General features: G+C 59.3%; 9 protein-coding genes. 4 read left to right on the top strand and 5 right to left on the bottom strand.

What is annotated here, in order from left to right; translation table 11 throughout:
* Positions 1–50 precede the first annotated feature (50 nt).
* From epsC to U1A24_RS09720, 4 genes are all read left to right on the top strand, one after another.
* The gene (gene epsC, locus U1A24_RS09705) at positions 51–1010 is read left to right on the top strand and encodes a serine O-acetyltransferase EpsC (protein ID WP_322321779.1); all 960 of its coding nucleotides are present in this window, start codon (positions 51–53) and stop codon (positions 1008–1010) included.
* Positions 1011–1194: 184 nt separating this feature from the next.
* On the top strand, positions 1195–2013 hold the full coding sequence (locus U1A24_RS09710; protein ID WP_322321780.1) for a MetQ/NlpA family ABC transporter substrate-binding protein: 819 nt from the start codon (positions 1195–1197) through the stop codon (positions 2011–2013).
* Positions 2014–2079: 66 nt separating this feature from the next.
* Positions 2080–3138, top strand: a complete 1059-nt coding sequence (locus tag U1A24_RS09715; RefSeq protein ID WP_322321781.1) for a methionine ABC transporter ATP-binding protein — start codon at positions 2080–2082, stop codon at positions 3136–3138.
* A complete protein-coding gene (locus U1A24_RS09720) occupies positions 3119–3775 on the top strand; it encodes a methionine ABC transporter permease (protein WP_322321782.1) in 657 nt (218 codons plus the stop codon). The genes U1A24_RS09715 and U1A24_RS09720 overlap by 20 nt, the downstream gene beginning before the upstream one ends.
* Before the next feature lie 507 nt (positions 3776–4282).
* On the opposite strand, the gene U1A24_RS09725 is transcribed toward U1A24_RS09720, so the two are convergent.
* The 5 genes from U1A24_RS09725 to U1A24_RS09745 all read right to left on the bottom strand — a co-directional run.
* On the bottom strand, positions 4283–6373 hold the full coding sequence (locus tag U1A24_RS09725) for a 3'-5' exonuclease (protein WP_322321783.1): 2091 nt from the start codon (positions 6371–6373) through the stop codon (positions 4283–4285).
* 4 nt (positions 6374–6377) lie between these two features.
* The gene (locus U1A24_RS09730) at positions 6378–7718 is read right to left on the bottom strand and encodes an MBL fold metallo-hydrolase (protein ID WP_322321784.1); all 1341 of its coding nucleotides are present in this window, start codon (positions 7716–7718) and stop codon (positions 6378–6380) included.
* Positions 7718–10651 (bottom strand): site-specific DNA-methyltransferase, encoded by a 2934-nt coding sequence (locus U1A24_RS09735; protein ID WP_322321785.1) that lies wholly within the window; start codon positions 10649–10651, stop codon positions 7718–7720. The genes U1A24_RS09730 and U1A24_RS09735 overlap by 1 nt, the downstream gene beginning before the upstream one ends.
* A 4-nt stretch (positions 10652–10655) precedes the next feature.
* The gene (locus U1A24_RS09740) at positions 10656–11075 is read right to left on the bottom strand and encodes a hypothetical protein (RefSeq protein ID WP_322321786.1); all 420 of its coding nucleotides are present in this window, start codon (positions 11073–11075) and stop codon (positions 10656–10658) included.
* Positions 11072–13614, bottom strand: a 2543-nt coding sequence (locus tag U1A24_RS09745) for a BPTD_3080 family restriction endonuclease (protein WP_322321787.1), incomplete at its 5' end; no start/stop codon positions are given. The genes U1A24_RS09740 and U1A24_RS09745, both read right to left, overlap by 4 nt.

Raw genomic sequence — 13614 nt, forward strand, 5'->3', positions numbered from 1 at the left:
CAAAATATGCCCGACGGTATTGTGCGCGAAACTGGGTCAGGGAAATGGAAATGACGGGCGAGGTTGTTGTGTTAGAGATGCAGGACGCTGCACTGTTCGATCTGGATGAGATCGTGGCTGAACTGGCCGAGGTGCGCAGCGACTGGCGGCGCAGCCAGGGTGGCACCGCTGAGGCGGGCGGGCGGGAGTTGCCATCGCGCGCGCAAATCGCCATCATCGTGGAAGGCCTGCAGGGCGCCTTGTTTCCGATGCGGCTGGGGCCACCTGATCTGCGCCCCGAGTCGGAAAACTACTATGTCGGCCACACCCTCGACACCGTGCTGCAAGACCTGTTGGCGCAGGTGAAGATTGAGCTGCAATGGGCGGTGCGGTATGTCGGGCAAGACCTGCCCGACCCGGATGCAGGGGCGCTGCGCATCACCCGCAGCTTTGCCAGCGCATTGGTCGATATCCGCCGGTTGCTGGACAGCGACATCGTCGCGGCCTTTGCCGCCGACCCTGCCGCGCGCAGTGCCGACGAGGTGCTGCTGTGCTATCCCGGCATCCAATGCATGATCCATCACCGCATCGCGCACCGCCTGCATCGCTTGGGCGCCCCGCTGATCGCGCGGTTGATTGCCGAGCTTGCGCACAGCGCCACCGGCATCGACATTCACCCCGGCGCGCAAATCGGTGGCAGCTTTTTTGTCGATCACGGAACCGGCGTGGTGATCGGTGCAACCGCCATCATCGGCGAACGGGTGCAGCTGTTCCAGGCCGTGACCTTAGGTGCCAAAAGCTTCCCCACCGATGCCACCGGGGCTGCGATCAAGGGGCTGCCGCGGCATCCGATTGTCGAGGATGATGTGGTGATCTATTCCGGGGCGACCATTCTGGGCCGTGTCACCATAGGCCAGGGCGCGGTGATCGGTGGCAATGTCTGGATCACCGAGGATGTGCCGGCGGGAGCGACGGTGTCGCAAGCCCGACTCAGCGGGGTGGCGCCCCAGGTGGTTCGGATATCGGCTTAAGGCGGGTCCGGGGCGTTTTTCTGCGCTGCGGCAAAGAGCAGTAGCTGCGTTCTTTTTGTGCCCGAAAATCAGGCAAAGCCTTCTCCCACCGGGCCTTGTGAATATCGACAAGATTAGTAGATATTGTGGCATCGGTCTGGCAGAAGCCGAAAGCGAAATGAAATCAATGCCCTCGGAGAAGATCATGTCGTTGAACTTGTCGAAACTGACCCGCCGCGCCGCCTTGGCCCTTTCGGGTGCGGCGATGGCCGGGTTGCTGAGCACAGCGGCCCTTGCCGAGAATGCCAAGGTGAAACTGGGCATCATCGGCGGCGAAGACGAGGCGGTGTGGGCAGTTGCCGCGGAACAAGCCAAGGCCAAGGGCCTTGATCTGGAACTGGTGGTGTTCAACGATTACACCCAGCCGAACGAGGCGCTGCAGAACGGCGAAGTGGACGCCAATGCGTTTCAGCACCAGCCCTATCTGGATGCGCAGATCGCCGCCCATGGCTATACGATCACTCCGGTCGGATTGACGGCGGTGTGGCCGATCGGGCTGTATTCGAAGAAATACCACTCGGTGGCCGAATTGCCGGTCGGTGCGATTGTCGGCATCCCGAACGACCCCGCCAACGCAGGTCGGGCGCTGAACGTGCTGGCGGCACAGGGGCTGATCAAGCTGAAAGACGACGCAGGGATTTTGGCGACGGCGGCAGACATCACCGAAAACCCGAAGAAGCTGGAGATCAAAGAGCTTGACGCAGGCGTCGTCGGCCGCGCGATCGAGGATCTCGACGCAGCGGTGGTTAACACCGACTGGGCGCTGAAATCAGGTCTGGTGCCCGAAACCGACCGCATCGCGCAGGAAGCAGTCAAGGACAATCCCTACAACAACTTCATCGCCGTCAAGACCGACCGCAAAGACGAGGCTTGGGTGAAGGATCTGGTGGCATCCTATCAGAACGACACGGTGAAGGCCGAGTTCGACAAGATCTACAAAGGCACCGGCATCTCGGCCTACTAAGCCATATCACATCTCTCCGGCGGGGCGCTAAACGCGCCCCGTCCTTTGATTTTTGGAATGCCCGGAATGAATGCCCCGACTCAGATCGACCCCATGCCCGAAAGCGTTGGGCTGCACGGTATCAGTCGCAGCTTTGGCACAGCGGTAGCGCTGCACGACATCACCCTGTCAATCAAACGCGGCGAAATTGTCGGGCTGATCGGACGTTCGGGCGCTGGAAAATCGACGCTGATCCGCATTCTGAACGGATTGGATAAGCCGCAATCGGGACGCGTGCTGATCGGTGGGCAGGATATCACCGATCTGGATGAGCAGGCCTTGCAGCCGATCCGCCGACGGATTGGCATGATCTTTCAACATTTCAATCTGCTGTCTGCCAAGACAGTGGCGGAGAACGTGGCTTTGCCATTGAAAATCGCAGGGCTGCGGCCAGAGCGGAGGCACAAGCGGGTGATGGAGCTGCTCGATCTGGTTGGCCTCGCGGATAAGGCGCAGGCCTATCCGGCGCAGCTTTCGGGTGGGCAAAAGCAAAGGGTAGGGATCGCACGCGCGTTGGCTCCCGATCCTGTGCTGCTGCTGTCGGATGAGGCGACCTCGGCACTGGATCCGGAAACCACTGGGTCCATCCTGGATCTGCTGGCGCGGGTCAACCGCGATCTTGGCCTCACGGTTCTGATGATCACGCACGAGATTGAAGTTGTGCGCCAGATTGCGCATCGGGTCGTGGTGCTTGATGGCGGCCGGGTGGTCGAGCAGGGGCCGGTGGCGCGCGTGCTGGCCTCACCGCAGACCGAGATCACGCGAGCCTTGGTGCGTGGGCTGTCGCCCAGTCTGCCAGCCGATCTTGCAGCACAGATCAAACCGGAAGGTGCGCAGGCTGTGTTGCGGGTGGATGTCTATGGTGCTTCTGCGCGTCTGCCCATCCTGTCGCAGATTTCCGATATTACCGGCCATCCCGCCCGCTTGTTGCATGGCGGTCTGAACGATGTGCAGGGTGAACCATACGGTAGGATGTTCATCGCACTCGGCACCCCTAACGCTGCAAAACTGGCGCAGGTGATTGCCGCGCTTAGCCCGATTTCCGTTGGTCTGGAGGTGCTTGGCTATGTCCCAAGCGATGTTTGAGCTGTTGCTGAAAGGCTTGTGGGAAACCACTGTGATGACGGGTGTTTCCGGCGCTTTGTCCTTCCTGTTCGGGTTGCCGCTGGCGCTTGTGCTGGTGACGACAGATCGCGGCGGCATCTTTGAGAACCTGAGCATCAACCGCATTCTTGGCGGTGTCGTCAACGCACTGCGTTCGGTGCCGTTTATCATCCTGCTGGTGGCGGTTATCCCACTCACCCGGCTGCTGGTAGGTTCGGCCATCGGCATCGCGGCAGCAATCGTGCCGCTGACCATTGCCGCGACACCCTATTTCGCGCGTATCGCCGAAGTGTCCTTGCGCGAGATTGATCGCGGGTTGATTGATGCGGCCCGTGCGATGGGTGCGACGCGTTGGACCATCCTGCGTGATGTTTTGGTGCCCGAAGCGCTACCTGCAATCGCTTCAGGATTCACCGTTACACTGGTGACGCTGATCGGTGCCTCTGCAATGGCGGGCGCCGTTGGGGCTGGGGGCTTGGGCGATATCGCGATCCGCTACGGCTATCAGCGGTTCGAAACGGCGGTGATGGTGGCGGTGGTCGTAGTGTTGATCATCATGGTCTGTGGCTTGCAGGCGTTTGGTGATTGGATAGCACGAAAGATCGACCATCGTGCGTGAGCGCCCTACTATTCTCTTCAATCCGATCGTGCGACATAAGAAGTATCGTTCAATCCAGCATGTCTGCTTTCGGGACATTGCTGTGCGGCGTTTCGTGCGATTTGCATGTCTGCTTTGGTGAAGGTTTTCCGATGCGGGCCGCGGCGTGAGGGCGCGGCTTGGCGCACGGACGGCCCGCGTTGGCAAACCTCCCAAGGAGGAAGTCGCGGGGGCCGTGGCGTTGCCTATGGGGAAAGAGCGCCGTCGGTGGCGGCTCCGGTCAAATCCAAAAAGCGCCCAAGGCTTGATGACGGCGGTGGCGCAGAGCTTTCGGCAGCTGATGTCGGTGTAATCGGCGCGCGACGGGCGTGTTGCAAGCCCATTTCCGGCTGATTGAGCGGTCCAAGGCAACAGGATCCGACCCAGTGCCTGAACGAGAACCGGAGGCTGATCGGCCAGAGTGACAGGCGTTTCGTCATGCCGCCTGCTCCCATGGTGGTGCCCGTGATCGCGGTTGTTGCCCACGGATCAAGGCACTTTCAGAAAATCATCCACGAATTCGGACACTGGTGAGATGCCGGTTACCAGAAGATGATCGCGCGCACGGGTGCATGCAACGTAGAGCAAGTGCCGTTCGGTGTTGTAGACCTCTTCAAGATCAGCATCGTCCGCAACTGATTCAATGCGATCGGTTTGGGGTATGACATCGTCATCGCAAGCCATCACCACGACCGACCGGAATTCCAGCCCCTTGGCGAAGTGCATTGTGCTAATGGCGACAGCGCCCTCCTCGACTTCGACCTTGTCGTTCAATTCAACTGCGCGCGCACCTGCAGCCTTCACCGCAGCACGGGCGCGCTTCAGCTCCGCATCGGACCGCACGAAAACGCCCATCTCGCTTGGTGCGCAGCCCTCCTGGAGCCGCTCCATGATCCATTTACCCACGATGCGGCATTCGTGATCGGCACCTGTGCAGGCCTCGACCATCGGCGGCGGTCCGTCGAACATCGATACTGTGCCACGCCGTCCTTCCGCGTTTCCATCGACGTCGGATACGGTCGCCGGAAGGAGCCTGTCGGCATGAAGCCGGATCTGATGGGACGTGCGATAGTTGATGCGCAAGGTGAAAGACCGGCCACGAACGTCCAAGCCCAACGCCTTCCACGAAAATGGCTGCTGGAAGATCCGCTGACCAAGATCGCCCGCGAAGAAGAGCCCGTCGCCGCGGCCCGCAGCCATCGCTGCGAAAAACCGCGCTTCAGCAACACCCAGATCCTGAGCCTCGTCGATGACTGCAAAATCATAAGGTCGAGGGCCCTTTCCCCCCAGGCTTTCCGTCAGTCGCCCGAACACGTCAGACCACGTGACAATGCGCCGTTCCACCAAGCCAGCCCGCACGCGGTCGAAGATTGCCCAGAGTGCTTCGCGCTGTCTGCCGCCGATCCTGGTCTTGCGGCCAAGGCGGGACACGTCGCGGTATTCGTCCCAGGTGCGCAGTTGCCAAGCGTCGACGACGTCCTCCCACTCACCAACAAGGAAATGGGCTGAGAAGCGGTGGCCTTCGACCTCTGAAGCCGCCTTGGTGATTAGCGAGCGGATCATCGCGGGTGCAGCAATCTGGGGTTGGCCGAACCGTTCGGAGTAGAGGTCATATCCAACCGCCGAAATTGCTTTGACACTGATCCGGGTGCCGATGGACGGCTCGCCCCCTACGAGACTGGCTAGTTTGACCCGCAGGGAATTTGCCAGCGCTTTTGAAAACGTGGTCAGAAGGACGGTAGCGGTGGGGTTGACGCGCGCCAGATGGACTGCGCGATGCAGCGCAACGATTGTCTTGCCCGTTCCCGCCGATCCCGACACGCGGGTCGGGCCGGAGAAGGACCGTTCGACAAGTTCAGTCTGTGCGGGATGCAGAAACACCGCCCACTTATCCCAAGGATAGTCGAGCGCCTGCTTCAGCCCTTCGGCATTGGTCAGCACGCGGAAACGCCGCAGGGCATCGGGGTGGGTGAAAGGATCGGCCTCGACCGACACGGGCTCGGGCGGCTGCGGCTTTTCGCCCACCGCTAGTTTCAGCAGGGCTTCCTGCGCCTCTTGCGGCAGGTGTTCGATAATGTCGAACAGCGTGTCCTCGGTGGCCGCGCGAACATCGTTCACCCATTCCTCCGGCACGCCAAAGGCCATCAGTTCGAATTTGCGCAAGTTGTCGAACAACTTGACGGCTGGTATTGCGGCGGGTGTCGGAGCAACAGGTGCTTCCTTGGGCTTGAAGATTTCGATCTCTTCAACCCGCTCGCGCACCTCGACCAGCTGCATCGCCCCTGTCGTCGGGTGGCGTTCAATCTTGCGGCGTTCAGCCCATTTGTAGGCATCGTCATGGTGATCGACATAGACCAGCAGGATGCTGGCGGCCGTGCGGTGGACGATGATCCGGATGTCGGCATTCGCCCGCACTGACCAGAAATTCGTATCCTTGGCGCGGTCCAGTTTATGAAACGACAGGCCGTTTGATGTTGGATCGAGCTGCAAGTCGAAGGCAGTGGTCTTGGCGACCTTCTGCTCCTGTGCAGTGAGGCGGCCAAGACTGTCGGTGAAAGTGTCAGCGATCCGGAATTCCATTGACCTAAACCTTCGGCGTCCCACAGGGTAATGGCTTGACAGGCAACCAACTCCACTGTCGATGAATGCCACCAAGGACAACTGGTTGGGTCCAACCGGCATATTGACATTGAACACATTGGCTGCAGCGACGCTCACTCTTGGTGACATAGGCGCCCAGCGTCTGACCCTTCTGGCCTCCGTTTCGGACGTAGAACTGTCTTGCAGACGTAGTCGACAACCACGAGTCAATGACAGCATAAGCGTTATCGTTTACCCGCGAGCCATGATGTGCGGCAGTAATAACGATTGAAGTCTGTGGAATAACTGGTGGCATATTAAAGTTGCCTTTTGGCTTTGAGAGACCAAAAGCCAGCCTTGAGTCCCCCAAAAATAAACACGCAGGTTCGGCCTCGTGCTCTGGTCGATAAAAGACCAAGGACTCAACATTCTGGCGCGACAGGAACAGACGCATTAGAAGCAGTAGTCCAGAGTAAGTAGCCGGATCCGGAAAGGTCTCGACAGAGTTTACGGGTTCAAGAAGATCCTTCTCGCCGCCATTTGGCAGTTGTCCTAGCTCGAAGAGGTGGAAGTCAAACCATCTTACAAGAATGTCTTTTTCTATCGCAACCGATGCGATATTGTGAATGATCTCGGCTGTATCAATTGCCGCTGCGGCGAGCATCGCTGCTTCGCTTCCCGGAGTAAGGTTGCGGTAGTAGTGCTTTCGGATACCGCGGCTAAAGCTAAAGTGTGCGAAGCGCCATGGTTCTGATGCACTGTAGATTTTTCGGAAGAGATCGGTTTCGGCAACACTTAATCCCAGGCCCCTCGCAACTTTTGATGCATGACCGTCAGAACTGTCGTCAACCCGTTGCTGTTCGGTTGCGGTCCTACTTGGCCTGTCTCGCTGCATTCTATCTGCGGTTATCTTCATGTATCGACTAATGCCGTGCTCTTCATCGTTCAGATCGAGACCCGAAGACTCTCTTTGACGGTAGTCCTGCACAAATTGCTTAGCGGCTTCGATTAGGTCTTCGGCAACGCTATCGGGATCAATTAAAAGTCTCGGTAGTGCTTCTGCCCAGCTGCCAGGAAGCCAGAATTCTGAAATTGTTCGACCGTCGTCGATCCAAACATCTGCAAAGTCGCGAAAACCATTCGCGTGATCTGTGTCTTGGTGCGTGCAGACAGCGACATCGATATTCCTTAGGTTTGGCTCCTGCGCGAGAATTGCCTCCATGAGTGCGGTGCCGTCTCGCTTTCCTGAATCGACAAGAATAACGATTTCATTTCCTGAGAAGTCGGTTTGAAGCAGAAACGCCTCACCGGATTTTAGAGGTAAGGATGTAAATTTGGAAGCCATCACTCCACCGCGAACACTTTCATGACCTCATCGCCAAGGTGGTTGATCACCTTGACAGCTATCCTCCCCGACTTCGGCTTGGCGAAAGGCCGGGATGTGTCAGAATAGAGGCTTTCCCAGGCTTCCTCGTCGATTTCGGCTTTAAGCGTTGTTTTCAGCGCCTTGTAGGGGTCGTTGGCGCCGAGGAAATAGGCGTGGCGGACGAAGAAGGACTCCTCGTTGTAGTCGGTGTCCAGCATCCAGAGGGCGATGCCGTCCGTGCCTTCGGATTGCACCTCGCCGGTCTGGGGCTTGAACACGTCCACTCCGAAGACCTGGACTGTCACTAGGCCCTCGCCTGCGTCAGCGATGCGGATGTCGGGTTCGCCGAAGATCACGAACAGGTTGCCCGCGCCGGTGGCTTTCAGGTCGGCGGCCATGTGGAGGTCGGGGTTCATCCGAGCCTTCAGCACGCGGATGCGGCCCAGCTTGTCGAACTCGGAACTATGGGCGTCGTAGTTGAAGGCGCAGGCGATCAGCACGTCGAACCCAGCGTCGCCTGCCTCGCGCGCGGCGGCCACCAGATCGGGGCGGGAGACGGTGCCGAATTCGGGGCCGATGAACACACCGGCGCGGCGCTGGGTGTCGCCTTCCATGAAGGTGCCCTCGGCGCTGATGTAGGTGCCGGGCCAGCCTGTCAGGGCGGTAAAAGTGATCCGGTCCTCCTTGTGCGCCTGCTGCACGCCTGCGGCTTTCAGGTTTTCCAGGATCATATGGGCGAAATCGGTGAAGCTGTCGCCGCGCTCGGCCTTCTCGCGCCTACCCTCGGCTGCCTCGTAGGTGTCGATCAGCTCGTCATCCCAATCGACGGCCAGGGTGCGGTGGGGCGACAGGCTTTCTACGGTGAAGGGGCCAGCGACGCGGGTTTTGCCGCTGTCGGCAAAGGGTTTGTCGTAGAGGAATTCGAACTCGGCCTTCGCGGCGATGCTGGCATCGATTTCCCGTTGGCGGGTGATGCGGGCGGTCCAGAAGGCGGCAAGGGCGGTTTGCACGGTAGCTGGCCAGCCTGACGGCGCTTCGCGCGGGATTTCCCATTCCATCAGACCGCCGGCGGGGGCGGGTTCGCCGGAGGAGAGTTTCACTTCTCCGGTGGCGCGGAAGTCGATCTTTGCGCCAGCGCGGCCGCCGGTTTCCACCTTGAAGGGGGCGGGGTGGCCGGACAGGGCGGTGTTGAGGGCGGCTAGGGCATCCTCGACGACGGGTTGAAACCGGTCCCAGATCACGTCGATTTCGGCGTTGTTGGCGATGGACTTCAGCGTGATGTGCGGCACGCGGTCATAGACGAAGCCTTGGCGGATGCTGCCGTGGGTGGGGGCGGATTTGGGTGGGGTGCGGGTGATCTCGCCCTCTTTGCGCTGGCCATCAACGCTGTCGGCCAGCAGGTAATAGGGATAGCGCGCTCCCATCAGGCGGGACCGGGCGAGGGCCACGGCGACACGGGAGGTATCGATGGTGATCCAGCGTCGCCCCCATTGTTCGGCGACATAGGCGGTGGTGCCAGAGCCGCAGGTGGGATCGAGCACCAGATCGCCGGGGTCGGTGGTCATTAGGATGCAGCGCGCGACTGCGCTAGTAGAAGTCTGAACAACGTAAATTTTTGGATCTGAGCGGCTTTGAACGCCAGTTACGTCGCTCCAAACGTTCGACTTCGGGGATGCGGGGAAATCGGACAGGCATCGCCGATACCTTAGATTCTTTGAAAGTGGCTCAATTCGATCTGACTTCTTGAGGCGTTCGATACCTGAGGAGGTGGTAGACCATCCTCGTGTGGAGGTTGGCGCATAAACTGTTGCTTGAAATTGAACCGGGTAGCCCATGGCCGATTCTGGTCCGGTGGACCGTCCTTGTCTTTGCGAAGTAAGGTCGCCGAGGCTGTAAACTTTGACGCCATCGGCAACTCCCCTGATGCCAAGACGCACATCTTGATCGAGGACAAATGAAGTGCCGTCTTGCTTGAGACCACGATCATAACGATCTGCGCCATCTCCCCCCAAGCTTTTGATATCATAGAGCTGGCGATACTTCAGTTTGTTCACGTCGCGCGAATACCATAAGACATAGTCTGCAACGTTTGGCAGATAACGCCCGGTTTGAGCTGCCGTTTTTGCGAAGATGATTTCGGAAACAAGGTTTTCATCCCCAAACACCTCATCCATTACTCCCCGCACGCGGTGGACGTTCTCGTCGCCGATCTGCACGAAGATGCTGCCGCTGTCGCTCAGCAGGTCGCGCGCCACGGTCAGCCGGTCGCGCAGGTAGGTCAGGTAGGAATGGATGCCGTCCTTCCAGGTGTCGCGAAAGGCGCGGACCTGTTCGGGTTCGCGCGTCACATGGGTCTTGTCGCCGTCCTTCACATCGCGCGAGGTGGTAGACCACTGGAAGTTGGAGTTGAACTTGATGCCATAGGGCGGGTCGAAATAGATGCACTGGACCTGACCGCGCAGCCCCTCACGCTCGGCCAGCGAGGCCATCACCGACAGGCTGTCGCCCGAGATCATCCGGTTCGACCAGTGCTGGTCGTGCTGGTAGAACTCGGTCGCGGCTTCGGCGTCGGGCAGGCCGTTGAAATCGGCGAACATGTCGAACTGCGGGGCGTCCTTGGTCGCCTTGGCCCGGTTGGCGCTTTCGCGTTTCAGGTCGTCGATGATGACCTTGGGGTGGACCTTTTCCTGGATATACAGCGGCGGGGCCTGCACGATCAGGTCGGACCAGTCCTGCTCATCCTTGCCGCGCCAGACCAGCTGCGGGTCAAGATCGCGGTTGCGGCGTTCGTAGGCAAGCTGGATCGGCGTCTTGTCCTGCTCACGCATGATGGATTCGAATTCCGCCGTCGGAATATTCTTGCGCGTGGCGTCATGGGTGAGGGTTTCGACCTCGATGGGTTTCTTGGCCATGGGGTCAGGCTTTCTGTTCTGTGCCGGTCACCCGGCAAAATGTGGTGCCGTCCTGCACGAGCCAAGGCGCGATCAGGGCGTGGCCTTTAGGAGTGAGGACGAATGCGGTGCCGTCGTCTGCCAGCACCTCGTCCGCATGCAGCGAGCGCATGATGGCGCGGTCGGGGTAGACCCAGCCTTCAAGCACGCCAAGGCCCTTCATGGACAGGCGCGGGCCGAAGACCTCCAGATAGGTGACCAGATAGGCGAGATTGCGGGTTGTCTCGCTGTCATGGATCTTGTCAGCCTCATACCACCATTCGACACGCGCGCCGTAATGATTGGGCAGTTTGTTGTGGGTCTTGTTTGTCGACGGTTCCTTTCCGTCGATCAGCAGACACCATTCCTTGTGCGACTTGCGGAAGCTTGAAAACCGGGGCCTCATTCGACAAGCACCTCGCCCGCGCCGAGGGATTCGAGCAGTTTGTCGAAGTCGCCCTCCATCTCGTAGACAGCGGTGAATTCGGCAAAGGCCCAGCGCCCGAATTTTTCGAGGTTGTTGACGCCCGGCACCCAGTAGCTGCGCATGGTGTTTGCCTTGTCCTTGGCATCTTCGCCCCGATAGCCCTTGATCTCGACAATCAGGTTCAGCGGGTCGGGCTTGCCTTCAGCGTTGACGTGGCCGTCGTCGATCTGGACAATGAAATCGGGCAGGTATTTGCGCGGAGTAGATCCCATGAGGTAGGGCACTTCCAGCCCGAGCCCCTGGTTCTTGACGTAGGACAGCACGCGAGGGTGATTTTCCGCGACGCGGGCAAACTCAGCCTCCCAATCGCTGTCGCAGACCACCCAGTTGACGTGGGATTTGTTCGGCGCAGTCTGCCAGCGCAGCTCCTTGGATGTTGTGAAGTTGACGAAGGCGGTGGTTCCAGTGGGGTTGTAGGCGTCAAGGATCGCCTTCACTGGCCGTTCGCCTTGCAAGGTTTCGGTGATGGCAGCCTTGATCCGCTCTGCCGCCATGTCGGCAATTTCCTTGTAGACGAGTTGGGCGGGATAGGTGCCGCCGGTGCATTTTAGATAGCCACCGTCGAGCCATTGGCGCGTGACGCGTTTCAACTGGCCAAACAGGTGCAGCTTCGGTTCCTCGCCCGGGTCGCGGTATTTGGTGTAGAGCAGATGCCGCGCCAGGTGGAACAGGATGGTGGACGAGCGCATGTCTTCGAGATGCTCGAGCGTCAGATCTATCCCTTCGCCGATGATGCCCTGATTGGTTGTGCTGGACGGGCCGAGGAGTTGCGGTGTCAGTTCCAATACATGGTCAGGGCCGAAATTCGCTTCCAGCCGTTCATCGGGCAGTTCAACCCGGTAGCCTTCGACACGGGGGAAAGTAATCTCCAGCGCATCACGGTCTGGTTTGACGGCATGAACGCGGACGGTTTCGCGCGGCTTTGCCGGGGGAGACACCACAGGCTTTGCGGCAAAATCGAAGGGGATACCGAGAACGTCGGCGTATTCGACGTTGAACAGGCCTTCATCGTTCAGCTCATAAGACTGGCGCCGCAATGCACGGCCGACAACCTGTTCGCACAGAAGCTGAGTGCCAAAAGCCCGCACCCCTAGAACGTGGGTGACGGTGTTGGCATCCCAGCCTTCGGTCAGCATCGATACGGATACGACGCAGCGGATCTGTTCGCCAAGCTTGCCCTTCTTGCCGACAGTGTTCATCACCTCGCGCAGCAACGTGGATTCGTCGATGCTGTCACCCGCGTGAATATCACCGGTGCGTTCGATCATCTCGCGCCTGAACTGCTCGATTTCCGTGGCGGCCATTTCGCGGAAATCCTTGTCCAGCGCCTCGCCGGACTCGAGTTGCGCGGAGTCGATAAGGATCGTGTTCGGGCGGGGCATCCGGTTGCCGAAATCATCGTAGTTCCGGAACAGGGCAAGACGACCATTTTCCAGCGTGGTCTCGGTGCCATCATCACTAACCCGGTCAAAGCCGGAGACATATTTGTAGATCAGCTCTGATGTCGCCGTGTTGTTGCAAACGACGATGAACACCGGCGGGACGCCTATCCCTTCCTCCTGCCAAAGATGGAAGGTTTTTTCGTAGTGGCCATAGAGTGCCTCAAGTGCCGTCAGCAATTCGGCAGGCAGGCTTAGCGGATCGAGCGCCTTCCCGGCGACACGACCCTTCTTGGGAAGCTTCTTGCCGATATGCTCCCAAAGGTTGCGAAACTTCGGCGTGTCACCGCCGGGGATATTGTCGGCCACAGGCACGCGCGGCAGCTTCACGATGCCGCATTCGATGGCGTCCATCAGGGAGAAATCTGACATCGTCCACGGGAACAGCGTGCCCTCGATATAGCCAGATCCGCGCAGAAAGAATGGTGTGGCGGACAGATCGTAGACCAAGCTGATGCCCAGTTTGCGCTTTACGGCCTCTAGCCCGGAAATCCACATCCGAGCGGCTTCGTTGTTCTCTTTGGCCTCGCTCTTGTCGTCACCTTTTAGATCAACCTCGGTTTCGCCAGCTGCATCTACTACGCGTTCACGATAGCAGTGATGTGCCTCGTCGTTCATCACTACGATGTTCTTCTGGCCCATCAGATCGCCCATAACGCGTTGGATCATCTCACCTTCGGTCTCGAGGGTCTGGACCTTGTCACCACGCCAGCCTTCAAGGGCCTGGCGGGTGCCTTTGGCGATCACCAGTTTTTCGCGCAACTTGAAGGCGTGGTAGTTGGTGATGACGATCTTGGCTTTTTGAATGTCCCCAAGCATATCGGGCGGCGTGATTTCGCGGCTGCGATAGTAGCTTTCGGGGTCGTTGGGCATCAAAACACGCAGCCGATCGCGAATGGTGATGCCAGGGGAGACGATCAGGAATCGGCTGGAAAACTGCTTGCTGTTCGGATGCCGCACGGCATTGACGGTTTGCCAGGCGATCAGCATCGCCATGACCGTGGTCTTGCCAGCACCCG

The sequence above is a fragment of the Cypionkella sp. genome, assembly GCF_034376685.1.
Lineage (GTDB): Bacteria > Pseudomonadota > Alphaproteobacteria > Rhodobacterales > Rhodobacteraceae > Cypionkella.